At 57.2% G+C, this 25649-nt stretch carries 20 protein-coding genes and 2 pseudogenes; 8 read left to right on the top strand and 14 right to left on the bottom strand.

The features are described from left to right. Positions 1-12: 12 nt before the first annotated feature. Genes trbJ through traI form a run of 6 tightly spaced genes read right to left on the bottom strand, consistent with a single transcriptional unit; the run spans position 13 to position 5514 of the window. The gene (trbJ, locus tag ACSQ2Z_RS27040; RefSeq protein ID WP_436084306.1) at positions 13-813 is read right to left on the bottom strand and encodes a P-type conjugative transfer protein TrbJ; all 801 of its coding nucleotides are present in this window, start codon (positions 811-813) and stop codon (positions 13-15) included. Further along, complete coding sequence (locus ACSQ2Z_RS27035; protein WP_436084305.1) at positions 785-3238, bottom strand: conjugal transfer protein TrbE; 2454 nt, start codon at positions 3236-3238, stop codon at positions 785-787. The genes trbJ and ACSQ2Z_RS27035 overlap by 29 nt, the downstream gene beginning before the upstream one ends. A gap of 9 nt (positions 3239-3247) precedes the next feature. Further along, entirely contained in the window at positions 3248-3547 is a 300-nt protein-coding gene (locus tag ACSQ2Z_RS27030) for a conjugal transfer protein TrbD (protein WP_436084304.1), read from the bottom strand. Continuing rightward, entirely contained in the window at positions 3540-3920 is a 381-nt protein-coding gene (locus tag ACSQ2Z_RS27025; RefSeq protein WP_436084303.1) for a TrbC/VirB2 family protein, read from the bottom strand. The genes ACSQ2Z_RS27030 and ACSQ2Z_RS27025 overlap by 8 nt, the downstream gene beginning before the upstream one ends. Next, complete coding sequence (gene trbB, locus ACSQ2Z_RS27020) at positions 3910-4878, bottom strand: P-type conjugative transfer ATPase TrbB (protein WP_436084302.1); 969 nt, start codon at positions 4876-4878, stop codon at positions 3910-3912. Before trbB ends, ACSQ2Z_RS27025 begins: the two co-directional genes overlap by 11 nt. A 9-nt stretch (positions 4879-4887) precedes the next feature. Continuing rightward, positions 4888-5514, bottom strand: coding sequence for an acyl-homoserine-lactone synthase TraI (traI, locus tag ACSQ2Z_RS27015; RefSeq protein ID WP_436084301.1), 627 nt, complete (start codon positions 5512-5514; stop codon positions 4888-4890). 413 nt (positions 5515-5927) lie between these two features. Between traI and repA the strand changes: the two genes are divergently transcribed. The 6 genes from repA to ACSQ2Z_RS26985 all read left to right on the top strand — a co-directional run bounded on the left by repA (position 5928) and on the right by ACSQ2Z_RS26985 (position 11617). Then, entirely contained in the window at positions 5928-7121 is a 1194-nt protein-coding gene (gene repA / locus ACSQ2Z_RS27010) for a plasmid partitioning protein RepA (protein WP_436084300.1), read from the top strand. A 78-nt stretch (positions 7122-7199) separates the two neighbouring features. Then, on the top strand, positions 7200-8198 hold the full coding sequence (gene repB / locus ACSQ2Z_RS27005) for a plasmid partitioning protein RepB (RefSeq protein ID WP_436084299.1): 999 nt from the start codon (positions 7200-7202) through the stop codon (positions 8196-8198). A 154-nt stretch (positions 8199-8352) separates the two neighbouring features. Next, positions 8353-9567: a plasmid replication protein RepC gene (repC, locus tag ACSQ2Z_RS27000; RefSeq protein WP_436084298.1), complete on the top strand. Its 1215-nt coding sequence runs from the start codon at positions 8353-8355 to the stop codon at positions 9565-9567. Positions 9568-9653: 86 nt separating this feature from the next. After that, positions 9654-10388 (top strand): NYN domain-containing protein, encoded by a 735-nt coding sequence (locus ACSQ2Z_RS26995; protein ID WP_436084297.1) that lies wholly within the window; start codon positions 9654-9656, stop codon positions 10386-10388. A 162-nt stretch (positions 10389-10550) separates the two neighbouring features. After that, positions 10551-10757: a cold-shock protein gene (locus ACSQ2Z_RS26990; protein ID WP_436084296.1), complete on the top strand. Its 207-nt coding sequence runs from the start codon at positions 10551-10553 to the stop codon at positions 10755-10757. Positions 10758-11368: 611 nt separating this feature from the next. Next, on the top strand, positions 11369-11617 hold the full coding sequence (locus ACSQ2Z_RS26985) for an RES domain-containing protein (RefSeq protein WP_436084295.1): 249 nt from the start codon (positions 11369-11371) through the stop codon (positions 11615-11617). Here ACSQ2Z_RS26985 and ACSQ2Z_RS26980 read toward each other — a convergent pair. The 6 genes and pseudogenes from ACSQ2Z_RS26980 to ACSQ2Z_RS26955 all read right to left on the bottom strand — a co-directional run bounded on the left by ACSQ2Z_RS26980 (position 11599) and on the right by ACSQ2Z_RS26955 (position 19849). Next, positions 11599-11892 carry an addiction module antidote protein gene (locus tag ACSQ2Z_RS26980; protein ID WP_436084294.1) on the bottom strand — a complete coding sequence of 98 codons (294 nt, stop codon included), beginning with the start codon at positions 11890-11892 and terminating at the stop codon, positions 11599-11601. The genes ACSQ2Z_RS26985 and ACSQ2Z_RS26980 overlap by 19 nt on opposite strands. Further along, complete coding sequence (locus ACSQ2Z_RS26975; protein WP_436084293.1) at positions 11885-12187, bottom strand: type II toxin-antitoxin system RelE/ParE family toxin; 303 nt, start codon at positions 12185-12187, stop codon at positions 11885-11887. Before ACSQ2Z_RS26975 ends, ACSQ2Z_RS26980 begins: the two co-directional genes overlap by 8 nt. 267 nt (positions 12188-12454) lie before the next feature. Next, positions 12455-12973, bottom strand: a pseudogene (locus ACSQ2Z_RS26970) (recombinase family protein); the annotation flags it as partial. Positions 12974-13539: 566 nt separating this feature from the next. After that, positions 13540-13901, bottom strand: a pseudogene (locus ACSQ2Z_RS26965) (hypothetical protein); the annotation flags it as partial. A gap of 9 nt (positions 13902-13910) precedes the next feature. Beyond that, a complete protein-coding gene (locus ACSQ2Z_RS26960; RefSeq protein ID WP_436084292.1) occupies positions 13911-16394 on the bottom strand; it encodes a DEAD/DEAH box helicase family protein in 2484 nt (827 codons plus the stop codon). A gap of 512 nt (positions 16395-16906) precedes the next feature. Then, the gene (locus ACSQ2Z_RS26955) at positions 16907-19849 is read right to left on the bottom strand and encodes a DEAD/DEAH box helicase (RefSeq protein WP_436084395.1); all 2943 of its coding nucleotides are present in this window, start codon (positions 19847-19849) and stop codon (positions 16907-16909) included. Between the two features lie 87 nt (positions 19850-19936). Here ACSQ2Z_RS26955 and ACSQ2Z_RS26950 point away from each other — a divergent pair, with 87 nt between their 5' ends. Further along, complete coding sequence (locus tag ACSQ2Z_RS26950; protein WP_436084291.1) at positions 19937-20200, top strand: hypothetical protein; 264 nt, start codon at positions 19937-19939, stop codon at positions 20198-20200. Positions 20201-20502: 302 nt separating this feature from the next. Here ACSQ2Z_RS26950 and ACSQ2Z_RS26945 read toward each other — a convergent pair whose 3' ends face one another. Together ACSQ2Z_RS26945 and ACSQ2Z_RS26940 are read right to left on the bottom strand one after the other, a co-directional pair. Next, positions 20503-21033, bottom strand: a complete 531-nt coding sequence (locus ACSQ2Z_RS26945; RefSeq protein ID WP_436084290.1) for a restriction endonuclease — start codon at positions 21031-21033, stop codon at positions 20503-20505. Beyond that, positions 21020-21928 (bottom strand): hypothetical protein, encoded by a 909-nt coding sequence (locus tag ACSQ2Z_RS26940; protein WP_436084289.1) that lies wholly within the window; start codon positions 21926-21928, stop codon positions 21020-21022. Before ACSQ2Z_RS26940 ends, ACSQ2Z_RS26945 begins: the two co-directional genes overlap by 14 nt. 645 nt (positions 21929-22573) lie before the next feature. On the opposite strand from ACSQ2Z_RS26940, the gene ACSQ2Z_RS26935 reads away from it, so the two are divergent. Beyond that, on the top strand, positions 22574-25645 hold the full coding sequence (locus ACSQ2Z_RS26935; protein ID WP_436084288.1) for a TrlF family AAA-like ATPase: 3072 nt from the start codon (positions 22574-22576) through the stop codon (positions 25643-25645). Positions 25646-25649: the final 4 nt, after the last annotated feature.

Genomic DNA, 25649 nt, shown 5'->3' with positions numbered 1-25649 from the left:
TGAGGTCCGATCTCACCACTGAGGCTCCATCGTTGCTGGACCATTCATTGACGGCGCGGTGGCCTTGAAGAACTCCTCCCGGCGAGCCTGCGCCAGGTCCTTGTCGGTCTGTTCGGACTGGTACCAGGTCCCCATCATGGTCATCTGCTGCGAGACGAGGCCGCGAAGCTTCTGCATCTGTGCGACTTGCTGCGCGGCAATCTGATGGCCGACCTGCAGCGCCTTCATTTGACCGTCGGCGTTTTCCGACATCGACCGCAACGAGGTCATGGTCGATTCCTCGCTGGAAAACTGATCGGCTGTCAGGTTGGCGGCCTTTAGCGTGCCGGCAATTGTATCGCGATTGGTATCCGACCAGGTCTGATAGCTGGAGGAAAAAGTCTCGCCGGTCGGCAGGTTCGACTTGATGTCTGCGTAGCTCTGGAAGCGCTGCTTCAAAACGTCATCGACATTTCCCATGGAGAAGGCGATCCCTTCCCCTTGCGACACCACCCTCTGTAGCTTCTTCAGGTCTCCCTCGACCTGACCCCAGATGTGGTTCGGCAGCTGCGCGGTGTTCTGCAGCATGTTTTCGTAGATGTTCAACTGGTTCTGGATCTGTTCGGCCAACTGACTGATCTGCTTGACCTGGTTCTCCACCTGCACGCCGGAGCTTTCCAACAGCTTGATAAGCTCGGCGTTGTTGGCGAGCTGCGTGAACTCCGTTGCTTCGCCAGTGACGCCTCCGGCGATGGCGATATCGGGCAGCATGGCGGCAGTCGCGATCAAGGTCGCTGTAAGCACCTTAGTTTTGCCTGATAAGCGCTTCTGCATCGTGAATTCCTCTCGTCTGGAGCCAGTGGATCGGCCATTCACGACCGTGTTTTGATTGAAGGGAACGGATGCGCTTCAGATCGTCCTTGCCGGTTGCGCCGACGAAGGAGAGCGTCAGCGGACCGAGCGCCATGTCGAACAGACGACGGCCTTCGGGCGAGGCGACGTAGTATTCCCGCTTCGGGATCGCGGTTGCCACGATCTCGATCTGGCGTTCGTTGAAGCCGATCCGCTCGTAGAATTCCCGCGTTCCTGGTTCCCGGGCGGCACCATTTGGAAGGCAGATCTTTGTCGGGCAGCTTTCCTTAAGCACGTCGATGATGCCTGAACGCTCGGCGTCGGAGATGGACTGCGTCGCGAGCAGCACCGCGCAGTTGGCCTTGCGCAGCACTTTCAGCCATTCGCGGATCTTGTCCCGAAATGTCGGGTGACCAAGCATGAGCCAGGCCTCGTCGAGGATGATGAGGCTTGGGGCGCCGGTGAGCCGCTTTTCGATCCGTCGGAAGAGATAGGTGAGCACCGGCACGAGATTGCGCTCGCCCATATTCATCAGTTGCTCGATCTCGAATGTCTGAAACGACCCGAGCGCCAGTCCATCGGTCTCGGCATCGAGCAACTGGCCCATCGGCCCATCGACGGTGTAGTGGTGAAGTGCGTCCTTGATTTCGCGAAGCTGGACGCCGCTGACAAAATCTGACATCGAGCGGCCGGGAGCCCTTGCCATCAGATCGATCTGGCGGGAAATCGCGTTGCGATGGTCCGGTGTGATGATGATGCCCTGCAGCGCGACAAGGGTTTCGATCCATTCCGACGCCCAGGCGCGGTCTCCGTCTGTCGCAAGATCAGCCAATGGGCAGAAAGAAAGCCGAGCCCCCTCCCCTTCGTCGCCGGCCACATCGTAGTGATCGCCCCCGGCCGCAAGCGTCAGCGGCAGCATCGACTGGCCCTTGTCGAAGGCAAAGACTTGGGAATATTCGTAGCGCCTGAACTGTGCGGCGATCAGTGCCAGCAACGTCGACTTGCCAGAGCCCGTCGGGCCGAACACCAGCGTGTGGCCGACGTCGTCGACATGCAGGTTCAATCGGAAGGGTGTCGAGCCCGACGCGACCTGCATTAGCGGCGGCGATGCCGGCAGATAATACGGGCACGGCGCGTTCGGGTTGCCCGACCAGACTGAGTTCAGCGGTACAAGATCGGAGAGGTTGCGGGTGTTGATTAGCGGTTCACGGATATTGCAGTACCAGTTGCCAGGAAGGCTTCCGAGATAGGCGTCGGAGGCATTGAGCGTTTCGATCCGGGCTCCAAATCCCTCGGCCTGGATCAGACGGCGGATCGCCTCGGCCTTATCCTTTAGTCTTTCGCTGTCCTGATCGAACAGCACCACCACCGGAGTGTAGTAGCCATAGGCGACGAGTTGGGACGATGCTTGCGCGATCGCATCCTCCGTTTCGTCAACCATGCCCATTGCGTCCTGATCAACGGATCCCCTCTGTGTTTGGAATAGCTGATCGAAGAATGGCCGCACCTTCTGCTGCCACTTTTTTCGCGTGCGTTCGAGACGTGCCCGTGCTTCCTCGGCATCGAGGAAGATAAAACGGGATGACCAGCGATAGGTCATCGGCATCAGGTCCAGGCTGTCAAGAATGCCGGGCCAGCTTTCCGCCGGTAGTCCATCGATGGCGACGACGGCTAGAAATTTGCTCTCGACCATTGGCGTTACGCCATGCTGGAGCTCTGCCGTCGCAACCCAGTCCAGATACATTGGAATATCCGGCAATCGGACCGGATGATTGTCGCCGGTGATGCAGAAGCGGATGAACTGCATGAGTTCGTCATAGCGGGCGACGCGCGTGCCGCCGCGCTCGTGCGCTTCGCGTGTTGCCATCCGCTGGATGGAAATCGTGTTGCCGAGATACTGCTCGATTTCACGGGTCGCGTTGCGGAAGATAAAGAGCACGGTATCAGCGTAGGACTGCGCGCGGCTGTTCTCATCGGAATAGATATATTTGCTGAGACGGGAACGGCGTTGTTCGACAGGGCGGTAGGTGAGAATGATCGCATGCCGGCTTTCGAAATGCCCTTGCTCCCGCTCGAAATGGGTCCTGCGCTCAAGGTCAATGGCGCGCGTTACTGGGTCGGGAAAATGGGATTGTCCTGCGGACGTATAGTCGACGGTCGAAACGCGCACCGCCTCGACCTGGATCATCCAGCCCGATCCGAGCCGCGAGAGGATCGCGTTGATCTGGCGCGAGACCTCGTTTCTCTCGAAATCCGTGGAGCTTTCGGAGTCCGGACCGGCGAAATACCAGCCGGCCATCAACGATCCATCCTTGAGCAGCATGATGCCGTTGTCGACGAGGCCCGCATAGGGGACCAGATCTGCAAATGACGGGCCGGTCTGCCGGAAGGTGTGAAGTGCAACCATCGCAACCTCCTAATATCTGCGCCACGGGGTGGAGGTTGCCCGGTAGGTGGACTTGTAGGAGATGTGGCGGATATAGATGCGCCGCATCATCGGATCGGCCTTGGCCATAATCCGCAAAGCGGCGACGACAACGATCCACACAGCGATCCCGAAGAGCGCCGAATAGACGGTGAGTACGACGAAGATCAAGATGATGGCCGCAAGTCCGGTTACCAGCACCAGTTCACGATCGGCGCCCATCAACAGGTTGGGCCGCGACAGCGCCCGGTGAATGCGATTGCGTTGCAGACTGGAGATAGGATCAGCCAATGGTCGCCTCCCCTCCCCTCTTCGAGAAAAAAGCTGGCGGGCGTTCGATTACGGATCCGATGGTCGCCCCGGTTGCCCCAAACAATCCGACGATCTGGGTGGCGCCGAGCAGGATGCCGGCGACCAGGACCACGTACATGAGACGTCGCGCGAAATCGTTGAGCTCCCCGCCGAAGATCAGCATTCCCCCGGCAATCGCCACGGCCGCCAACGCGATGTACCCCGCCACCGGTCCCGTGATCGATTCCTGGATTTGCTGGAGCGGTCCCTCCCAGGGAAGCCCACCGCCTGAGCTGGCGAACGCAGGTGCGGTGAATACGCAGACCGATAGAACGGAGACGAAGAGGATTTTTCTCACGCACTTATGCAGCATCTCGTTCTCCCCCGGTTGCGTAGGATTGGATCTGGTATTGGCCTGCAGCAAATCCCCCGACGTGCAGGATGTCCGTCACGAGCCGGCCCTTCGCCGTCCGTGCAATTGAGACGATCAGATCCACCGCATCTCCGATGACGGTTTGCATAGGCTGCTGGCTGACCTCCGCCGTCAGTTGCTCGAGCCGCTGCAAGGCTGAACCTGCCGTGTTGGAATGGATCGTCGTCACCCCGCCTGGATGGCCGGTGTTCCACGCTTTCAAAAGCGTCAAGGCGGCGCCGTCGCGCACCTCACCGACAATGATGCGGTCAGGTCTCAACCGCATCGTGCTCTTGAGCAGCCTCGCCATGTCGATAGTGTCGCTCGTGCGCAACGCCACGGCGTTGTCCGCTGCACATTGGATTTCCGCCGTGTCTTCGAGGACGACGAGCCGATCCTCAGGAGCGGTTTCTACGATCTCCGCAATAACGGCGTTGGCAAGCGTGGTTTTGCCCGAGCCGGTTCCACCCGATATGACGATGTTTAGCCGTGACCTGATGGCGTTTTGGATGACCGACGCCTGATGAGAGGTCATCACTTTCGCGGTGACGTAGTCATCGAGCGGTATGAGCCGCGACGCCCGGCGCCGGATGGTGAAGGAGGGGGCGGAAACGATGGGAGGAAGAAGGCCTTCGAACCGGTGTCCTCCAATCGGAATTTCACCGGAGACGATGGGTCGATTGGCATCCACTTCGGAATTGAGAACGTGCGCCACGCTTCCGATCACGATTTCGGCAGCACTTCTGTTCATCTCGCCCGTGGGAACGATCCCGTGGCCAAGCCGCTCGATGTAAAGCCGGCCATCCGGATTGAGCATGATCTCGACAACTTTCGGATCATCGAGCGCAACGCAGAGCCGGTCTCCGAGCGCGTCCTGGAGTTTTCGGATGAGGCGTGGAAGCGAGCGTAGTTGGTTCATGGCATGCTCCTAAGCGGCGTAATCGCGGGAAAGGTTGAAGTTGGAACGATAGCCTTCAGGCCGAACGCGCTCGAAGCTCGCTCGGTCTGCCGGCAAAAGGCCGGCGACGCTTTTCGTCTGGTTGATCATTTGTGGTTCGCCAAGCCGACGCATGGGCCAGCTCGCGCGTCGAAGAACACGTTCAAAGCGCACGTCGGTGGCGGTCACGATCTCCGTGAAACCGTGGATCACACACCATTCGATAATGCCCGCAAACATCGTCAGCGTGGCTTCATGGAGCGGCCCTACGCCCCTGCCCTCGTCGATTGTGGTGTCAACGCAAAAGCGGGAGCTTTCGATCATGGCATCGTGGGCGTCGAGGTGTCCTTCCGCAAGAAGCGGATGGAAAACCCGCTGCAGCATGGTCGGTCCAGTAGCGGGCAAAAGCCTCGCGCAACCGATGACCTCATCACGGATCGTCAGCGCAAGAATATAGGTGGGAGACAGGTGGTCGAATTGGTCATATTCCAACCCATCGGTATTGGTCACTTGCCATTGCAGACGCCCACCAAAGACTCGGGAACGCAGTCGATGCATGGCATCAAGAAATCCTCGCTCCGCATTTGAAGGCGCACCCTGTACTGCAACGATCCTCATCCTTTCACTCCGCTTTTGGTTTCAGCGGAGACAGGTGTGCGGGACCTTCGAAGCGGGTTCTACTGGCAAAAGTACCAGTACTGATTCTACCGGGAAGCGCTTGGAGAGCGACCTGTGGCTGGTCGAAAGGGTGAGGCGTCAACGCGGTGGAAGCGTACTCCACTGGTAAAAATACCAGTAAGACGGACTAAGTGCCGCCGGCCAGAAATCTCTTAAATAACTGACTCTATTCAGTGAATCGCGGGACGTGACCGAGATTCCTGCTCTCGGCGGCGTCCGACGTTAACCATCCGTTAACCAAAAACCTCTTGCCGCATTGCGAGAATCGCCCATAGTAATCACGCTTTAGAGGCGAAGGTTTCCGGAAAAGCGTTATTCTTAAGGTGGCGGCGAAAGTGAACGTGGTTGCAAACGTGAACATCATCGAAGACATGGACTTCGACGAGGAGATCCTCGAGCAAGGCGAGCTTATTTCCGATAAGCTCAACATGCTCCGGCTCGAGCAGTATCCGCCAAATGCGGAGAAGGGCTTGCGCCTCTTCTCGTCCGCGGAGGTTGCCGATTACATCGGTGTATCACAAAATCACATAAAGAAGCTGCACCTCGAAGGTAAGGGTCCCGTGCCTGAGGTGACGGGCTCGGGTCGCCGATCATACACGGCGTCCCAGATGCTGGAGTTGCGCCAATTCCTGGACAAGCACGGCAGGTCCGATTTCAAGCGCTATGTTCCTCATCGTCGGCAGGGGGAAGCTCTGCAGGTCATTTCCGTGGTGAACTTCAAGGGCGGAAGCGGAAAGACGACGACCACGGCGCATCTGGCGCAGTACCTGGCTTTGACGGGCCACCGCGTGCTTGCCATTGATCTTGATCCTCAAGCGTCGCTCACCGCCCTGCACGGCATACAGCCGGAACTCGACAAGAACCCTTCCCTCTTCGAGGCGCTGCGCTACGACGATCAGCGCAAGTCGATAACGGAGGTCATCCGCTCCACGAATTTTCCGGGCCTCGATATCATCCCGGCTAATCTCGAACTCCAGGAGTATGAGTACGAGACCCCCCTCGCCGCCTCAAACAAGAGTTCTCCGGAAGGGCGGCTGTTCTTCACCCGTATTTCGAAGGCGCTCAAGGAAGTTGATGATCGCTACGACGTCGTGGTGATCGATTGCCCGCCACAACTGGGCTATCTCACATTGACGGCATTGACCGCCTCCACCTCGGTACTGATCACCGTTCATCCCCAGATGCTCGACATCATGTCCATGAGCCAGTTCCTGCTGATGCTCGGAGGAATTCTCCAGTCGATCAAAAGTGCGGGAGCGACGGTTCGGCTGAAATGGTTTCGCTATCTTGTGACGCGCTATGAGCCGACCGATGGGCCACAGGCACAGATGGTCGGGTTTATGCAGGCCATGTTCAATAAACGTATGCTGCAGCATCAGATGGTGAAGTCCACGGCCATTTCCGATGCGGGCATTACCAAGCAGACGCTTTACGAAGTCGAACGCAGCCAGTTCACGCGGAGTACATATGACCGCGCGATGGAATGCCTGAACGGCGTCAACAAGGAAATCGCCTCACTCGTGCACAAGGCATGGGGGCGAAAATGATCGAATTATTGACAGCCGTGCAAAACGTGTTTTTCGTGATCAATTTCAATAGGATGGAGCAAAGTTCGAGGGTCGACTATGGCTAGGAAGCATCTGCTCACGAGCGTTAGCGCTTTACCGACGCAAAAACCAGGCGCTGGCAACTCTGCTGAGGCGCGCGCCGATTATGCGCGGCGTGGGGCTTCACGCTCTATGATGCAATCTCTTGATGAGATGGCTGAAAACTCGATGCGCGTTCTCGAGGGAGAGACGATCGTCACGCTCGATCCTGATCTGCTCGACGCGTCAGCCTTCGTCGACAGGATAAGTGATGACGAGGAGGAGTTCAGCGCCCTCGTCGACGCAATACGTCAGGCGGGTCAGTCATCACCAATTTTAGCGCGTCCGCATCCGGATGAGCCTGACCGGTACATGATCGTGTACGGGCATCGGCGGGCCCGCGCAGCCAAGGAACTGGGCATCAAGGTCCGTGCTGTCATAAAGCCGCTCGAGGACATAGCCCATGTAATAGCCCAGGGGCAGGAAAACACTGCCCGCGCCGATCTGACGTTTATCGAGAAGGCGCTGTTTGCCAAGAAACTGAGCAGCAGCGGGATGACCAAGGATACCATCAAGACGGCTTTGACGGTCGATGACACCCTTTTGTCCCGGATGCTTTCCGTCGCGGAAAATGTCCCGGAAGCAATCTTGGATGCGATCGGATCTGCCAAGGGCGTCGGCCGCGACCGCTGGGAAGAAGTTAAAAAGCTTGTCCTCGATCCGGCGCGGGCCGAATGGGCGATCGAGTTTGTGGCCAGCGATCCGTTTCAGGCGCTGGCGGTTGAGGCGCGCTTCAATGCGCTGCTGGCGCAACTGAAAAAGGCTCGCAAACAAAAGCCGCGCGCGAACAAGCCTCTCGAGAGATCATGGGCATTTGCAGAAAAGGCAGTTTCGGTGTCGACAAAAGACGCAGGCAAAGCCTTCACGCTCTCACTGAAATCGAAGGACGCCTCACGGTTTGGCGCTTTCTTATCCGGCCAGTTGGAAGATCTCTATCAAGAGTTCCAACGAACTGAAACGCAGCGAACAGGAGACTGAACCGCAAAAGAAAAAGGCCCCCAAACGTTGCCGTCCTGGAAGCCTTCCTCATCGTGTCGCAACATGAGAATCGCATTTCCCGGAATCACAGTCAAGAGTCTTAGGCGCCGTTTGAGCGAGCAGATTTCTTTTGCCTTCTAGAAGGTGAAGAAAAATGCAGACGGGAAGTGTAACGACGCCCTTTGGGCGGCGGACGATCAGTCTTGCCTTGATCAAAGGTCAGATGGAATCGGCTAAGATCAAGCCGGGCAAATCGGTCGACAAGTGGAAGATCTATCGAGACGTTTGTGACGCCCGGTCATTGCTGGGCCTGCGGGATCGTGCCCTGTCAGTCCTCAATGCGCTATTATCCTTCTACCCGGAGACCTGCCTGGTCGAAGGGACGACGTTGGTGGTTTTTCCCTCGAACGCGCAACTTGCGACGCGGGCAAATGGCATTGCCGGAACGACGCTTCGCGAAAATCTGGCAATTCTCGTCACTGCCGGCATAATTCACCGCAAGGACAGCCCGAACGGCAAGAGGTATGCCCGCAAGGATCGAGCGGGCACAGTTGAGGAAGCGTACGGATTTAGTCTGGCGCCGCTGCTGGCTCGCTCAGAGGAACTGGCGCTACTCGCTCAACAGGTGGCAGCCGAACGTATGCAGTTGAAGATCGTGAAAGAGAAGATCACCCTCTGCCGGCGCGATATCCGCAAGATACTCACAGCTGCCATGGAGGAAGGTGCATCGGGTGACTGGGGAAAGATCGAAGCTCATTATGTAGGGCTGGTTTTCCAAATCGCGAAGGCACGGACCCCCGCAGTACTGGGCGACGTGCTGGACGAACTAGTCATGCTTCGCGAAGAATTGCTCAACACGCTGGAAAATCAGTTATTTTCGAAAAATTCCGACGCCAATGGTGACGAATGCCGTCAGCACATACAGAATTCAAATACCGAATCCATCCATGAATCTGAACCTAGCTCTGAAAAAGAGCAGGGGGCAAAATCGAACCTAGCCATCCAGCCGATGAGCGAGCCGATCAAAGCATTCCCGCTGGGGCTGGTGTTGAGGGCTTGTCCGGATGTGGCGTCGTATGCGCCGGACGGGACGATCACCAGTTGGCGCGAATTGATGTCGGTGGCTATTGCCGTTCGATCGATGCTCGGGGTCAGCCCGTCCGCGTATCAGGATGCCTGTGACGTCATGGGGCCCGAAATGGCTGCCGCAGCGATGGCTTGCATCCTGGAGCGAGGGGGGCACATCAATTCCGCCGGCGGCTATTTGCGGGATCTGACGCGACGGGCCGAAAAAGGTGAGTTTTCGCTCGGACCGATGCTGATGGCGCTGATGCGCGCCAATGCGCCTGGCGAGCGAAAGGCAGGCTAGGGGAGGGTGCGACGAAGTTGTCTGGCTAGTCCGAACGGTGTCCTGCTGCTAGGTTCGAGCCTGTGCGAATGTGAGGAAGAATCAAAATGCCGTCTGAAACCCGATCGCCGCGTCTTGCTGTCCTGATCGACGCCGACAATACCTCGGCCAAGATCGTTGACGGCCTGTTTGAGGAAGTTGCCAAGATCGGCGAGGCCAGCGTCCGTCGCATCTATGGCGATTTCTCCGGCACGCGCTCGAAGGGATGGGCCGATGTGCTCTCCAAACACGCGATCATCCCGCAGCAGCAATTCGCCTATACGACGGGAAAGAATGCCTCCGACATAACCCTCGTGATCGATGCGATGGACTTGCTGCACAGTGGCCGCTTCGACGGTTTCTGCCTGGTGTCGTCGGACAGCGATTTTACGCGGCTTGCCGCCCGTATCAGGGAGCAAGGGGTGGATGTGTTCGGGTTCGGCGAGCAAAAGACGCCGGAGAGTTTTCGCCAGGCGTGCCGGCGGTTCGTCTACACTGAAAACTTGCTTCCCGGGGCGGTTAAGGACGAGCAGGGCACCGCGTCGACGGACAAGCCTTTGCAGCCGGTGAGCGCCTCCGTGCCGCTGATCAAGAACGTGCTGGCGCGCGAGGACACCGAGGATGGCTGGGTCAATCTTGGCACCGTCGGCAAACAGTTGCTGAACCTGGCGCCAGACTTTGACCCGCGCACCTTCGGGTTCCGAAAGCTAAGCGATCTAATCCGCAAAACGAACCAGTTCGAAGTTCAGCAGGCGGAGGGCGGTCCCGTCAGCATCCGGGTGAAACAGAGAGGTAAAAAGTAGCGCCAGTCGCGGCCAGGATCACTGCTTGAGAGCCGTGGGGGACTTGCCTGGAGGGATGGATAGAATTCTCGGCTTTATGCGAAGCGCGGAAACGTCTATCTGTCCTTCGCACGAGGCAGTCCGCCGATGGGGCGGTAAGGCAAATGATCGAAGGAAGACGCTATGGCGACCGGTACCGTAAAATGGTTCAATGGAACGAAGGGCTTTGGTTTCATCCAGCCTGACGATGGCAGCACGGACGTCTTCGTCCATATTTCAGCGGTAGAGCGGGCCGGAATGCGCGGCCTCAACGATGGCCAAAAGATTACCTATGAGTTGGTAAAGGATCGCAAGACCGGCAAGATGTCGGCGGACAATCTACAGGGCTGAGCTGACTGCTCAACAATGTTGAGAAGGCCGGGTTCAACCCGGCCTTCTGGCAATGTACGGGCGCTTGCGATAGTTTCGCCTCGGCCCCGAGCGAGCACGGCTTTCGTCCACATGCTGCATCCAGATTTTGCCATTCTTGTCGGTCATTGCCCCCACACGATATGTGAGGGAGGAACCATGGAGACCACCGCGAGCTCATCGTCGTGATGATGACGCTATTTTGCTGCCAAGGCCGAGTTGGCTGCTTGAACACGGAGCTTGAAGCAGCGAGACAGGCCGTTGGCGCAAACATCAGTAGCTTCTACGACCCTCGCCGTAATCCTGGCCATGCCGACGTCATTCTACGATCGCATAGCCTTAAGCGAGAGATGCTTTTGATGATGGGTCGTGCAGAAGCGTGGGGCAGGGTGGATCTGGCCCTCGACAGGCGCGTCGAGGGCTGCAAGGACGGATGCGGGAAATGATTAAGGTGATCTCGGCGGCAGCCGAACTGACTACCGAAACGAACCGATCTCGGACTATGATCACAAAACGCCGGCCGAACTCGTTGCGGAAGGGCAGGTCGAGGCGGTTCTGGCCTATATCCGGGACCTTGGTAACGGCGCGCGCGGGTGAAGTTTACACGTTTAGGCCCGGCGGGTGAGATTTTTCGTCGCTTCCTCACGCCAAAATGGGCTCATCTTCCCACCAGCGGAGCAGGGGCCGCATGCGATGGCGGTCGCTTCAATCGTCCCGGCATTGAAGCACTTTACCGTTCCAGGGCGCCGCAATCGGCGCTGGAAGAATATCGCCGAGGCGCCTCTGAACCGCGTCGGACGCAAGGGCAGGTGTCAACTGGTTGTCACGCCGCTACGTCGTGAACTGGTGCTAAGTGAAATCCAAAAGCTTTCAGCACCGTGAGCGTGGTCTCCAAGGTCGGGTTACCATTCTCACTAAGAGCTTTATACAGGTGCTCACGTGCCAGCCCTGTTTCGCGGGAGAGTTTACTCATGCCCTTTGCACGGGCAACGACACCGAGTGCCGACGCGATGAATTTAGCATCGCCGGTCTTCATCGCTTCAGAAAGAAAGACCTCTATCCCTTCTTCGCTATCCAGCATGTCGGCCGGATCGAATTCATGAAATTTTTCAGCCATTGTCCTCACTCCATTGAGCAGCGATTTCTTTCGCAATCTTTATATCTCGTTCCTGGGTATCTTTGTCGCCACCGCATAGAAGCAGGATGACGACGTCCCCGCGCTGCTCATAGTAAATCCGGTAGCCAGGGCCGTAGTGAATGCGCAATTCGCTGATACCATTGCCGACTGGCGACGCGTCACCGGCGTGGCCGGATGCCAAACGATGGAGCCGGACAGCAATTTGCGCCTTGGCCCTTCCGTCTCGAAGCTTGGAATGCCACCTTCGAAAAGTATCAGATTGAATCATTCTCATTACCGCGAGATGTATCTTAAAACTTACATCTTTGTCAAGTTCTCTCTGCTCCGGCGCGGTCGGTGAACTTGAGACAGGTTAGAGCTCGTGATAATTTTTGGCCTGTACGAGTTCTAGCTTTCGGCCAACTCCCTTCAAGAATTGCTGTATCGGCGACATTGCAGACAGCGGAACGCGCTCCGGGGCCAATCGTTCGATGCGGCTACCGGCTTCGCAAACAGCGGTCGATTCGAACTACGGCGCAGCACTGGGCAAAAGAAGGGTGCTTGTCTGGGCGGAGGTAATCAAATCGTCGATATAGGCGCGCTCGCGCGCGGCTGCGATCGCCCGGACGGCTTCCGGCCGACGTTCGCGCAGGCCGGGGTTGCCGGCTAACCGGCCCCGCGCCTTGGCAGCCTTCATCCCCGCCTTGGTGCGCTCGGCGATCAGCGCGCGCTCCAGCTGGGCGACGGCGCCGAGAACCTGCGGCGAAAATATCCCCTGCGGGGTCGACATATCGATCGGGTCGCGCAGCGAGCGGAAATGCACGCTGCGCTTCTCCAACTGCTCGATGACCTCGAGCGGATGGCTGACAGATCGGGCGAGGCGGTCGAGGCGCACGACGACGAGAACATCGCCGGTGGCGATCTCGCGCAACAGCTTTGCCAGCACCGGGCGGGATCGCGAAGCGCCGGATCCGTGCTCCTCATGGACGATACGGCAGCCGGCGGCCTTCAGTTCGTCGACCTGGGCGTCGTTGGCCTGATCTTCGGTCGAAACGCGGGCATAGCCGACGAGACGGCGCGGCTGGGTAGGCGCTGACGTGGGCGGGTTCTCGCCGACTTTTTACAGTTATGCAATGTGTGAGCAAAGGTTCCTTTGCAGGCGTGTTTTATCGATCGTTTTGCAGCCTCGTACAGCGCGATGGAGAGGTTGTTTGGTGTGCCGACGCCGGCGAGCCGACAAAACGCGCCTACGGCCTTGCAAGGCCGAAATGCGCCATTTGCGGGGTTTGAGGAGGGCAGCCACGAGAAAGAAGGGCTGTGCCGTCGTTCGAAGCCCGATTCCGGGCAATTCTACCGATCATGACCAACAGACAGAGAGCACGGGACCGCCGTCGTTAGCGATGTTTTCAGGGTTCTGGGCGATCCTGTCGGTCATTCTGCCAGCCATGGGCAGGACGACTGGTAAGCCGGCATTATCGGACATAATAAGATGGCGACGGGCGGTGCGGTTAGCGGCCAAAAGATGCCTAAACCGCACGCGCCAATGTACCCCAAAGCGCGTTGGTTCAGATTGTCCGTGGTCCTGGGACAGGGGACACCGGCCGATCGGATGCCGGCGTCCAACTGGCATGGTGCGAATTTCGCCGGCTACGCCGCCTGCCAGACCTGGTTCAGAATCCTCGCCGCCAAAGACCGGCTTGTCCTGCGGCAGGAACCGGCCGTAGTGTTTTGCCACCATCTCCGTCCTGGATAGCGTCGCTCGCCTGCTCGTAGGATCCGGTCTGCTTGAGAATATGGGTGGCGAGAACGTCGCGAACATTGCTCGGTCCGTGCGGCGGCAGGCACTTGATTGCGCCGCGCCCGGTATTGGGATTGTAAATTCCGTAGCGCTGGATCACCAGCCGCCATGCCTCATAGAACGTCGTTTGGTCATAGGCGGCATCCTTGCTGGTCGTCTTGACTGTCTTGACGAACAGCGTGCCCGGGTCGTTGGCGTTCGCGAGCAGCACGCGACCGCCTCAAACCTCCTTATTATGCTTGAGAGGGACGGAGTACTGCTGCAGGAACGATGTCGGGGTGAGGCTATGGGTCGTGAGAAGCTGACCGATCCGCGTGACGTCGTTGAGAACGTTACCGTCCCCAAGGGCCTTCGCGAAATCAAGCAGAGCGGTGCGGAGTTTGACGAGCTGCTTTTCCGTCATGACCCGTGCGCCTTCGATCATGGCGGCGCCAGGGCCAATGTGCTTCAGTGGATGGATGATCAAAGCCGTCTTCGTGACGGTCTTTGTATACTTTTCCTCGAACCAATCAATCGCCTGGCCCAACTGACCGAGATCGTGCTTTGAAATGCCTTGCTCGGATGTCGCACCATTCTTGCACTCGATCACGATGAAATCGCCGTTGGAGAAAGCCAGTAGATTATCTGGTCCCTTGCCGAAGGCGATTTCCGGCCGCTGGGAGCCGATACCGATCAACCGCCCCATCTCGATGATGGCGCCCTCGAATTCGTTGTTGGTGTCCGGCTCGAATTTGAGGTCATCGACAAGGCTTTTGAAATGAAGGATCCGATCCGCCGCCTCCAGAAAACGGCTTCGGTGGATCTCTTGGACGGCAGCTGCCTGCTTTCCGGCGACCGGCGTAAGCTTCTGATAGGCGATGCCTTCGATCGGCTTGAGTACGGACTGGTTGAGCTTGTGCGCAGCAAGCAGGATCTTTTGAGCGTTCGCCGGGTCGATATGGTGCGCGACCTCGGCTTCCCGTACCAGAATAAGCGCCTTGGCGTCATCGTCGTTTAGACTATTAGCAAGCGTCTTCAGGGTCTCGACCGCCCCGGGATGATCACCGATCCGAGCCAGGTCGAAGGATGTCCGCACGCCGACAGCGATTGGATCAAGAGACAGTCCAGTGCCTACCTTGGCCTTCAGCAGCGCTTTTTTGCTGACCTTGACCCAGCCGGCATCTCGTTCGAGGCATTGCTTGATGACCTTTTTCAAACCGGCAATATCCGTGCCATCGAGCTGCTTTGCGAGGTTCGTTGAAAGCTCAAGCTGTGCCTGCGTCGCGCCGGTCAACATCTGCCGCCCTTCCGGCGACTTGATGCGGCTCGTCAGCTTCGCCCCGCAGAGAAGGACCACGCAATAGTCATCATTGGAGCGAACGCCGCGTCCCATGCCTTGCTCGATCCGCTGCATCTGCCGGCGTAAGCCTGCCTTCGAGTCGGCCAGAATGTTCATGTCGGCTGCCTCGCGAAAGGAGGACACTTCAGGCAGATCGACGAGCGCAAGTACACGGCACGCGTCTCCCGGCAAATCGATCCCGTCATACCGGTTGACGAGGACCGTCAAGCCGACATGGCCTGCGCGAAGCTTATCGATGCCGGGGGTGACCTTATCGCCGATGAGAATTTGGTCGGCGACTTTCTCCCAGTTGTCCGACGTCGCCTTCGAGGGAACGATCACCACGACATTTTCTTTCTTGGAGATATCCGCCAGCATCTTGCGGATATCTGGAAGCTCGATGTCGGGATTGAGCTCCTGCGGCATCAGGATCATCCGTTCGCCCATGAACTGGGAGGACACTGGAACTATCGGATCCGGCAGCTTTTTGGGGTTCGCGCCGAAATGGGTAATCAGAACGCTGTCGTCAGAAAGCGTGGCGGTCATGTAGATCCGGCGCTTCGCCTTGAAGAAGGACCGTATGAGATCCGTCGGCGGGCAGATAGGCTCGATTTCTAGGGACTGACCGCCGATAAAGCAGCGGCAGTACGGAAGGATCTCGTGGAGCAGGGGATAGCTGAACTTGAGCTCGTTGTTGTCCTTAGCTTCATGCAGGGATTTGAGAATATTCTCCTGCTTGTCTTTCCATGCCCAGAATGGGACTTCCATGATAGCGCGAGGGTCGCTGGCTTCCAGCGAAAGAAACCGGGAATGGCTCTGCTTCTTAAGGTCACCCGCTACGGTCTTTAGGATCTTGCCGTACGCTTCGTGCGTGTTCGGCAGCGTGATCCGGAACTGGTCGGCGATAGTCGCGATCGAGGCGTGGGCGTCGTCGACGATGACAGTGCCGATCGAAAGCTTGACGTTCTCGACGCCGAAGACTGACCGACCGTTGAAGAGCTTATGGACAGTCGTGACGCAAATCTTCTGGCCTGCGGCGAAGGCCGCATCCCTCGGATCATCTACGACCTCAAGTCCCAGTGCGATCGCTTCTTCCGTCACCTGCGAGACGAGTTGGTGATCAGGGCAGATGTAGAGTGCCGGGCCGGCGTCTTCGTTGAGCGAACTCTGCAACAAAAGCAACCCGACGAGCGTCTTGCCGCTGCCCACATTCAGCTTAATGACAGTGTCGCGCTGATCACGCAGCTTGAACCACGCTTTCATCACTTCGGTCTGAATGTCGCGCGGAAAGGCAAACCGTTTGTCGCGATTAAGCGTCAGAAAGATGTCACGAGGATCAATGACGGCGGCTTCGTCGTCACCAAGTAGATCTTCAAAGTTTACCAAATTCCGTCTCCCTGCAGCACACGACCAGATGGCTGCATGGCATATATGCATCAACCCTTGATTTACCAATGCCCGCTACGCAGTAACAGCATGTCTGAGAAAGTTTGACAGACACATCGTGCACCGCCTGTGTAAGACGGACTTTCAGCACGATTGAACTTCCGCGGGTTAGCCTTCAAGACTGCGCCAAACCCAGCCATCTTCAACTTCACGCTCAAGACGCTTGCCGGCAGTTTTAAAATGGCGCCCGAGACTGCCCGGCGGCCGGATTATCACAAAGCTGAGTATGGTGGTTAAGGACACGACATCGCACACGCAAGCGCGGGTTTGGCCTACTGCGATTATCTTTTCACCGAGAAACCATTGTCCGCGAGCGCCCCACCTTTGGTTGCATCCTCTTTCAAGTCAAACCGGCGTTTTGCACGGGCGGCGCCGTCGTCCTTCAGAGCCCAGTCCTTCTTCTGGTCGTCGTACGACAAAATTTAGGTAGCTTCGACATTTTTTCTCCTCGATTACGGACTGCAGATCAGCCGCACGTCCAATCCCACGGTTTCCTTCAGATAAGTTAGCGTCGCCGCCACCACAATCGACTGACCGGCCGTGCGCGCCGCCTTTGAGAGGCCAGGCTGTGCTATCAGGATCTCTGTCCGGACAGGCAGGACCCGGCTCAGTTTCGTCATTTGGGAAAGGCCCGCGGACGTTCCCTGGATGAAGCGCGTAGCACGACCGCCTCGCTTGTTCTGGTCGTTGCGCCGTCGCAAATGTTGGAGAAGGGCCTCGAACTTGCCGATCCAGCGCGCTGACCGCACGGCTTGCGATGATACCTCGACCACGTCCTTCACGCGTTCACCGGCCGTCTTCCCTCCCGAAAACTTGCAATGCACGAGTGCTAGGCGGATGGCGTCCGGTTCGAGCTTGATGCAGACCAGATCGGCAGCTTCTCCACTGTCGTCATCGTCAAATACGATGTCGAACCCCTCATCAACGTAATACTGCGCGACCTTCGATTGGATCGAGTCCTTCCGAATTTCACCGTTCTTCCATATGGATTCCTTTGTTAGGTCGACACCCTTCCAGTCCCACGGTTCGAACCGGCCGTCGTCAATGATCATTTCATAGGGGTTCTGTGGCGTGATGTGCAGATTGGCGTCGAGTTCCGATAGATCGATGAAACGGAATAGCGGCGGATAGTTAGAGAAGTAGTCCGCGAGAGGGCCTTCGATCTTACCGACGATCGCGACGATCTCTTCCCCTGTTATCTGCGTCACGGAGAAGTCGTTGGGACCACCGAGTGCGAACTCGAAACTGCCCCAGACGCCGTCCGATGCTTCAATCAGGTCGAACTGGATCGCATTGCGGGCTTGGTCGCGGCCGCTGATCTTCAGCTCGAAGGTAATCTGCGTGAGTTCCGATCGTGTCTTCGTCTTGAACGCGATGCGCTCCTCCGCCATGCGGAGCATCTCGAGGGGCCATTCGATACTGAGCAGTTCGGCCGCCGGTACGGACGTCACGACCGTCGGAAGGAGAACGTTGTCAATCAGCTTCGACATGTCGAGGGATGGGTCCATCAATTTGTCGCCGATTCCTTGCGCCCAGTCATTGAACCGCGGTATTGTCCCTTGTTCTCTCGACCAGACACGCCCTTTCGCGGAGCATCCGATAGTGATCTGGCGGCCGTCCTCCCACCCTTGCCCGCTCAACATCGCTTTGATCGAGCCAGCCTTCTCCGCCATGCCGAGCGCACTCACCACCTCTGCGCCGGTATATGACGCGTAGGACAGATTGCGGCGTCCGTGCTTGCGCACTCCGACGTTCTGAAAAATCAACCGATTGATGCGGCCCATCCCGCGAAATACCGTATCGCCGCTGAGCATGCGCTTGGCACCCACTGCCTTCGCGAGGGATTCCCACGAGGAGCTGTGGTCCGTTGACGACAGGTAGAGAAGGTTGCGGGTCTGGTCAAAATGCAACACAAACAATGACCAGAGCCTGTCTCGAACGGACTTTGATCGTGCCCACTTCACGGTCGGTTCCTCCCGTGTCACGAAGAACAGCGTCGAGGACGGCTCGTGTAGCCATACGCGGTAAGGCTCGAGGTTTCCGGGCAGGCCCTCGTAGAAGCGCTTCGGCGTAAACTCTGTCGCCTCGAAGAACAATGTGCTGAACATCGGCCTTAGAAGCTTGTCCGACACCATGGCGTCGTCCTCGTCGTCGCGACTGTCGAGGCGGTGAGCTTCGGAGAGGAACTGGATCAGTCGGGCATGGTCCTGAGCAGCCTGAGAGCTCATCTCGCTGAGGAGCTGGTTCCAGTCCGCGTCCTCGCTGTAGAGTCTTTCTAAGGCGGCGGAGACATTGGGCTCTGCAATATTGGCGATAACGCTTGCGTTTCCGATCTTTTTGCCGGAGGAGCGCGTGAAGCGTCCGGTGAACTGCAGAAGGATCGCAAGGCTTTTGTGGAGGTCGTGGATTGCGGCCACCTTCAATTGAGGCAGGTCAAATCCCTCACCGAGCATGTTGACGCACACCGCGATCTTGCATTCACCATCGATCAAGCTGTTGATCCGTGCTTGGCGATCGGCCTGCTCTGAATGAATGAGAATTGGTTTGAGGTCCGGAGCGATTGCTTCGTAGACAGCGCATACAGCTTCAGCACGCCTGATGGTCTCGCACCGTGCCATCATCAGGTGGTTGTAGCCTTCTCCCAAGTCGGCGCGCAGCCGGGCGACGGCGGCTTCCGCAATGGAACGGTCGGCAGCAGACGGATTCGGCTCGTAGACCGGCTCGAAGGTTATGGGTCGGAAATAGCCGTCAGCTTGGGCCATTCGTAGCGGATAGCTGTAAATGACTTGGCCTTCGACCAGTGCCCCATCCCGACGGAACGGGGTCGCGGTGAACTGCAAGATGGGCCTGCTCGAGAAACACTCCTTCAATCTCGCCCAGCGCCGAGCGCCAACGTGGTGCGCTTCGTCGATAATAACTGCGCCAACCTTGTCGACGATGCCTGGCCATACCGGTTCGGCGCCGCTGTCCGCGATCGACGTCATCGTCGTGACGATCACATTGCAGCGGTCGAACATCTCCAGGTCTGATGTCGTCTTCGGAACTTTCGTGAGAACCCCAACGATCGGGTTGGGAACATTTGGCTGTAGAACGCCGAGCGACCGGAGCAGGCCGAAACCTAAGAACTTGTGCGCTGTTTGCGAGCGAAGCGCGTCTGAAGGGACGATTACGAGCAGCGGCTCACGCGCGTAAGCCGCAAGCGCCGAAAGCATCGTCTCGGTCTTGCCTGTCCCAGTCGGCATGACGATCGTGGCAGGCTGCTTGTACAAACTCCAATGCGCACCGATTGCATGAAGGGCGCCGAGCTGAGGAGGCCGCAGCCCTTTCCTGTCGTCGGCAACGAAGTCGTGCTCGTCAGCAAGTTCCTTTCGGAATGAGAACTGGCCGTCCCACATCAGGGCTCGAGATGCGACGACGCTCGGCCATCCGTCTCGCTCTGCCGCGGTGGTCAGTTCGTCCGTGAGCACATGCGACAGCCATCGGTGACCAGTTTCGGTGCGGAGAAGGACGCCATCGACGTCCGGAGGTCTGGTGACACTCTTTCGGCTGCTGATGACGATTTTCTCTCCGTTAGACAGAACGAAGAGAGGTTCTTCGACGCGGGGAGAAATCTTTACGGCACCCAAGGGCTTGGACTGGACAGTTTCGGCTGTACGAATAAGGCAGCTAATGTAGCCCACACGGGTCTTGATCGGCCCAAGTGCGAGGGGTGGAAGGTCGAGCGGTTTGCTTTCCTCAAGGAGTGAAAAGAGATCCCTCGGCATTGATACCCCGAATCTAAATTTTGACCAAGCTAGTCATAACTTATGATTGAAGTAAAAGAAGCTACTCAATTCATCGCAACGTAGAAATGAACAAGTTTGTCGTCTGCCCACACTTCAGCCGGCGCTCAAGCCTATTGGAAGCTGCAAGGCGAGATGGGGACTTCATTTGCAACTGGGCCGGGGGCCGGACCGTTTGTCGTTTGGCACTTAACTGCCAAACGACATCGACCGCTCCCGATAGGGGCACAGCGCTTCGACGTGCGGCGCAACGGCGATTGTGCCCCTTAGATGGTGCCCTTTACGGCGAGATCGCACAGCTTTTCTTTAATCATGAGAATGAGCTCGTCGGTGCTGGTCAGCGCCAGCAGGTCATCCCCGTTCAGGACGATAAGACGACGTCGTTCTGCCTGAGCACCAGCTATTAAGCTGTGTGCGGCCGTGAGGTCCTCAGCTACGCCCGTAATACCATTCGGCGCGAGGAGGATTCCAAAATCCTGCCCACGATTTCGCATCTTAGTTAAAAACCAGCTTACCTCGTTACTGCTGACACGTGCGCTCCAATTCTTGCATTCGACGAGGATGATGTTTGGCAAAAACGGAAGACCGTGGGGATCGGTATCATTCCAAAGAGCGACGTCAATTTCCTCTGTATGGAAGGCGTTCATCTGGTTTCGCCGCGTGACAGCTATACCCGGTACGAGACCGAAGAGGTAGCAGATAAGGTCTTCAAGGGCTCGGCCCTTGTCGGTCGTAGACGCACCGTTAGCACCGGTTGCGAGATGTGCCTGGACGACGGCAGCGTCAACTGGAGGCATTCCGGCCTCCCCCATGGACCCTGTCATTTCTTAAATCGCTAACGATGCGTGCGAACGAGCGAGTTGAGAGATTAGAAAATAGCGCTTCGATGGAGATCGTCAAAATCGTCGGCGCGACAGAGGCGAGAACCCTTTGCGGGATTTCTTTATCTCCACCATGGATTAAGAGTCCCCAGCGGGCGCCAGCCTTCAATGTCTGCATCTGGAAAGATCGCAGCATGGATTTTTCACGATCAGCGTCCCGCCACTGGCCTCGAACCTCGATCAATAACGGGTTGCCTACAAACGGCTGGAGTTCGTCAGACCACACCGCGATATCAAACCTACGATCGTTATGTTTGGACTCCGAGACAGCTTCCAGACCGCTCTCGCGAAGAGCATCTGCGACGATACGTTCGACGGATGCGAATTCGCTATCAGCGATGCGCTGGTTTATTTGGGAGAGATAGGTGCTGGCCCGCTGACCTAGACCCGATTTGTTGTGAACGGGTGTCGGTAAAGACTTCTGCGTCGGAGCGGGGGCTGCAAGGAGCTGTTCAAGCGTGAAACTGAGCGCTTCCCTGTTGCTCAGCGCTATCCGCAGGGTGATGAGCCCTTGAATCTGCGGCGGGACAAAGCTTTTCGGCGGCGCGATTAAAAGAATACGCTTTTGTACGCCAAGCGCCATTCCAAGTTCGAGAAGAACCCACTGGGAGCGACGCTCCTGCGTCAGCACGCCAATGACAAGATCTGCCTGCCTTATCATGGAGGCAGCGTCACTCGCCCAATCAGTCCCTTCACGCAATTCGTCGGGGACAAGAATATCTATATTGTTATCGATCAGGACAGATCGGATAACATCGAGATTTGCACCTGCAGGTGCAGAGATGTAGCAAGTCGCAACTCTGTTGTTCACGCGCCCCCCGACGGCCGAGCGTTCATTATCTACACCGTAAACTGGTATTCATGCTTTGCCAACATGATCCTACAACCTTCCTAAATCAGTATTCGCCCAACCTCGTCTAGGGTAACGTCTTCACTACGTCGGTCGTACAGCTGCGTGGTGCGTGTGTCAGAATGTTTGCAATGCAGGCGAACCCAAAGGCGCCGTTGGCGCATAAACACATCCTCGACCTTCATCGACGTAGCGGCACCTACACGCGAGAAGGAATAGACCATCAAGGCAACCAACGCCCGATCACGTAAGCCGATAAGCGACGTTGAATCGTGAGCGCAACGAACGTCCCACCTTTCCTTTTGTGATTGAGGCGGCGAGATAAGCGAACGAGTCTCCTCATCTTCGGTCGGCCACACGGTGCGGAGCTGGCATTCTCGCGCCAACAGTCCATTCTATCGGTATCCGACGTGAATATCGCTCAGCCGGCTGCGGCATCATCAGATCGCGCTCGCGGATCTGTTCAACCTTTGTGCGCCGGGGCGACGGTGGAACCCGTCGGTGTCGACTATTGACGGCTAATGCACGGTTTATGTCTACTCTACCCCCTCGTGCAAATCGAGGTGTTGCTGTATCACCACTAGCGGAAGTGATGCAGGGGGGCATATGGTATTTTCAAGGGGCTCGGAGTGGCGGGAGTGGGATCTTCACGTTCATACGCCAGCATCTTTCCACTGGGAGGGAGAAAAATTCGGTGCGGATGTAAGCCGGAACGACCAACTTGTCGACGAGATGATCGGAGCGATGAACAGCGCCAACCCGGCCGCCTATTCCCTCATGGACTATTGGACTTTTGATGGCTGGTTCGCTCTCAAGGCGCGATTGTCCCAGCCTGACGCTCCACAACTCAACAAAACCGTGTTCCCCGGAATTGAGCTGCGCCTTTCGGCGCCAATGACGGGGCGACTGAATGCCCACGTCATTTTCTCCAACGAAACAAATGACCAGCACCTTAAAAACTTCCTATCGACGTTACGGCTTGAGCTCACCGACCAACCGTTGTCGCGCCATGCACTCATTGAGTACGCGCGAAACGCAGGAGCGGACAAGCTTGCGAAGCACGGCTTCGCCAAGAACCAAGTCGATGCGGATGACTTGGAGGCCTATCGCGCAGGATGTTCTATAGCCGAGCTGAAAGTCGCCTCTTACAAGGAAGCCATCGAAAGGGTACCAAACGGCCAAGCGGTCGGGTTCATGCCGTTCTCGACAAACGATGGTTTACAGTCCGTTGATTGGAACGATCACTACGCCTACGCACTGAGCCTGTTCCAAAGTTCGCCGATTTTCGAGACGAGGAACCCGGACCTGTGGGCGGCATTTTGCGGACTTGAAACCCACGGGAACAAGAAATGGGCAGAGAATTTTTTTGAAGCGCTCAGAAAAGTTCCAAGATTAGCGGTTTCAGGGAGCGACTCCCACCGTTTTGTCGGCAAGCCTGGGGACAACAATAATCGAGGCTATGGCGACTTTCCGTCAGGAAAGAAAACATGGATAAAAGCCGACCCGACATGGAAAGGGCTTCTGCAGGTATTGAAGGAGCCGGCCAAACGCTCGTACATTGGAGCATTACCGCCGAAGCTCGATCGGGTGCACGCCCACAAGACATTCTACATCGATGCGATCAAAGTCAGGAAGGCGTCTGACAGCAATCTCGCAGATAGCTGGCTGGATGGGACTGAGATTCCACTAAACCCTGACCTCGTTGCCATCATTGGAAATAAAGGCAGCGGAAAGAGCGCCTTGGCGGACATCGTTGCGTTGTTGGGTAATTCGCAGCAAAGCGCGCATTTCTCGTTCCTGCGCCCAAATCGGTTTCGGGGGAAATCGGGAGAGCCGGCGCGACAGTTTGTCGGCGAAATGAGCTGGCTTGCGGGCGATCCCTGCAAGATGACCCTTTCCGACAATCCATCTCCTGACAAAGTCGAGCTCGTTCGATACATCCCGCAGGGACGGTTCGAAGCGCTTTGTAATGATCACGTTTCGGGCCGCTCCGATGCCTTCGAGAACGAACTGCGCGATGTTGTGTTTTCCCACGTCCAGAAAGACGTGCGCCTTGACGCTTTGAGCTTTGATCAGCTCATTGAGCAGCAGGAGAATGTCTTTCGCACGAAGAAAATCGAGCTCAGGAAATCCCTTGGTGCGTTGAACAGACAGATCGTCGATATCGAAGATCGGCTCAATCCGGCTTCGCGCCGCAATCTCGAGGAGCTCATCCGTCTCAAGCGGCAACAGGTCGAAGAGCATCAGGCGATCAAATCGCAACCAGCACCCCAACCCGGCGGAGAGCTCACAGAAGAGCAAAACCAGGCAAGCCTTCGTCTTAAAGAAATCAGCGACGAGCTTACCAAACTGGAAGCTGGGGGAAGGACGATTGCCGAACAACGTCAGGCGCTCGGCAGAAAACTGCGCTCCGTAAAAAATGTCGGTGACCGGCTCGCGATCTTCGAGCAACAATATTTGGAATTGATCAGCGACATCACAGATGACGTCGCCGCGGCCGAGATTGACGTGGCCGCGCTGGTCACCGTTGCGATCGATCGAGACTTGCTCGTTCGGCAGCAGGTGGCCATCGGTGAATTGGACGTAGCGCATGAGAAGGCCGGCGCCGAACGGAAGGTTGAGATGGCGGTGCTGACAATCGAGCAAAGCCAGCTAACGCAGAAGCTGAATGAGCCGCAGCAGGTCTATCAGGCATATACCATCGCTTTGAAAGCCTGGGAGGATGCCCTGGGCGAGATCGTCGGCAATGGAACAGAGCCCGAGAGCCTGCGTGGGCTGGAAGAACGCCTAGCCCAGGTCGAGCAACTGCCGGCGACCCTTGAAACCCGGAGCGCTGCACGCAACCAGCTCAGCGAGCAAATCTTTTTGGTTCTGGAAGAGCAACGCAAGGCACGGGCTGCCCTCTTTGCCCCGCTTCAGGACCTTATTCAAAACAATTCACTCATCAGGGACGAGTACCGGCTTCAGTTCCAGGCACGCCTGCAGGGGTCCAGTGAGGTGATTGCCAGCGATCTGTTCGACTTGATCAAGCAGAATATCGGAGAGCTGCGCGGGGAAGACGAGAGCTACGGTGCGATCCGGTCTCGCTTTGAAAAGTTCCTTTTCGAGAACAAGGAGGACGCCGCTTCCTTCACGGACGAAATTGCGCAGCTGCTCGCCGACAGCGCGCAAAAAGCTGCTGCAGGGGTGCCGGGGATCAGAGCAGTCATGCGCAAGGAGAAGGATCCGGCGGACGTCTACGATTACATCTTCGGCCTCAACTACCTTGAACCGAAATATACCCTGCTCTTCCAAGACACGCCGATCGAGCAGCTCTCGCCGGGGCAGCGGGGCGCTCTGCTTCTAATCTTCTATCTTTTGGTCGACAAGGGGCGAAATCCGATCGTGCTCGACCAACCAGAAGAAAACCTGGACAACGAAACGGTGGTGAGCTTGCTCGTCCCGGTGATGAACGAGGCGAAGCGCTCCCGACAGATTATTATGGTAACGCACAATCCCAACCTAGCGGTCGTGTGCGATGCCGAACAGATTATTCGTGCCACGTTTGATCGGAAGAACGGTGCGCGGATCGTATACCAGTGTGGCTCTATTGAGGACGGGATCATAAATCGCGCCGTTGTCGACGTGCTGGAAGGGACTAAGACGGCGTTTGATAATCGCGGCCAGAAGTATCATTGAGGCA

Source organism: Pararhizobium sp. LjRoot235 (genome assembly GCF_964254145.1).
GTDB lineage: Bacteria > Pseudomonadota > Alphaproteobacteria > Rhizobiales > Rhizobiaceae > Pararhizobium.
This window is presented reverse-complemented; position numbering and strand designations above follow the sequence as displayed.

Excerpts from the sequence above, each read along its gene's own strand:
- trbJ (WP_436084306.1), bottom strand. The coding sequence starts at position 813 with ATGCAGAAGCGCTTATCAGGCAAAACTAAGGTGCTTACAGCGACCTTG.
- ACSQ2Z_RS27035 (WP_436084305.1), bottom strand. The coding sequence starts at position 3,238 with ATGGTTGCACTTCACACCTTCCGGCAGACCGGCCCGTCATTTGCAGAT.
- ACSQ2Z_RS27025 (WP_436084303.1), bottom strand. The coding sequence starts at position 3,920 with ATGCTGCATAAGTGCGTGAGAAAAATCCTCTTCGTCTCCGTTCTATCG.
- trbB (WP_436084302.1), bottom strand. The coding sequence starts at position 4,878 with ATGAACCAACTACGCTCGCTTCCACGCCTCATCCGAAAACTCCAGGAC.
- traI (WP_436084301.1), bottom strand. The coding sequence starts at position 5,514 with ATGAGGATCGTTGCAGTACAGGGTGCGCCTTCAAATGCGGAGCGAGGA.
- repB (WP_436084299.1), top strand. The coding sequence starts at position 7,200 with ATGGCTAGGAAGCATCTGCTCACGAGCGTTAGCGCTTTACCGACGCAA.
- repC (WP_436084298.1), top strand. The coding sequence starts at position 8,353 with ATGCAGACGGGAAGTGTAACGACGCCCTTTGGGCGGCGGACGATCAGT.
- ACSQ2Z_RS26995 (WP_436084297.1), top strand. The coding sequence starts at position 9,654 with ATGCCGTCTGAAACCCGATCGCCGCGTCTTGCTGTCCTGATCGACGCC.
- ACSQ2Z_RS26990 (WP_436084296.1), top strand. The coding sequence starts at position 10,551 with ATGGCGACCGGTACCGTAAAATGGTTCAATGGAACGAAGGGCTTTGGT.
- ACSQ2Z_RS26980 (WP_436084294.1), bottom strand. The coding sequence starts at position 11,892 with ATGGCTGAAAAATTTCATGAATTCGATCCGGCCGACATGCTGGATAGC.
- ACSQ2Z_RS26975 (WP_436084293.1), bottom strand. The coding sequence starts at position 12,187 with ATGAGAATGATTCAATCTGATACTTTTCGAAGGTGGCATTCCAAGCTT.
- ACSQ2Z_RS26955 (WP_436084395.1), bottom strand. The coding sequence starts at position 19,849 with ATGTGGGACGGCCAGTTCTCATTCCGAAAGGAACTTGCTGACGAGCAC.
- ACSQ2Z_RS26945 (WP_436084290.1), bottom strand. The coding sequence starts at position 21,033 with ATGCCTCCAGTTGACGCTGCCGTCGTCCAGGCACATCTCGCAACCGGT.
- ACSQ2Z_RS26935 (WP_436084288.1), top strand. The coding sequence starts at position 22,574 with ATGGTATTTTCAAGGGGCTCGGAGTGGCGGGAGTGGGATCTTCACGTT.